This is a genomic window from Staphylococcus sp. 231237_7MaSpsaltlick (assembly GCF_043107035.1).
Map to the genome: position 1 here is coordinate 1 of NZ_JBICNX010000165.1, position 1,010 is coordinate 1,010.

The following is a 1,010-nucleotide window of genomic DNA, read 5'->3' on the forward strand; positions in this document are numbered from 1 at the left end:
CAAGTGACGAAGATAAAACAACAGACGAAGAAGAAAAAGCACATTCAATTACGGCAATTTGGAATTTTGAAAAACAAAATTATTACTTAAAAGATTTGAAACGTTAGCTTAAAAGCTAGCGTTTTTTTATGTTTTTTTGCCCCTGCGGGAACTATAGCGTTCAATCGGCATGGTTGAGCAGTTTTTATGCCAATTTTTAAATTTGCATGTAACTGGGCAGTGTCTTAAAAAATCGACACTGGATTTGCTCAAATTTTTGTTTTTGGAAATAGCATATATTTATTTTGCTCATATTTGCATTTTAAGAGCTTATATAAGTTTTTAGGTATAAAACTATATGAATTACCCCTAAATCTTTAAAATGCCCCCTTAAAATTCAAAATAAAGGTATTTAAAATTTTAAAAAATAAAAAAGCTACTAGCAAAAAACTAGTAGCTTAAATCTTAGTTAAATTTTGATGTAGTATTAATTTTTATATCTACGCTACAACGTCGATTCAAATTCGTGCAGTATTAATTTTTGTATCTGCGCCACAACGCCGATTACTAATAATGCAGTATTAATTTTTATATCTGTGCTGCAACACCGATTACTTAAAACTAAGATAAAAAATTGACGAAGGTCGATTATGGTTTTTGCACGCGTTCTTTTTAGAACGCATAAGTGCGCCCTTACGGGATTTAACTAGATTATAACGACGAAAATCAGACCTGTAAAGCGATAACTATTGTGATAAAGTTTGCTAAAAAGGAGTGATTCTATGGCTGCTATGTGGTTATCGATTATAGGTATGTGGTTTTGTATTGGAATGACATTTTTTGCTATCAAGGTTATTAAAAATAAAAATTAGACTACGCATTTATGCCGAGAAAATTTATTGAAGTTGAGAAGAACCCTTAACTAAACTTGCAGACGAATGTCGGCATAGCGTGAGCTATTAAGCCGACCATTCGACAAGTTTTGGGATTGTTAAGGGTTCCGAGGCTCAACGTCAATAAAGCAATTGGAA

1 pseudogene is annotated in these 1,010 nt (G+C 32.2%); it reads left to right on the forward strand.

The features are described 5' to 3' along the window. Positions 1–107: pseudogene (locus ACF91D_RS32460) on the forward strand (protein rep); the annotation flags it as partial. Positions 108–1,010: the final 903 nt, after the last annotated feature.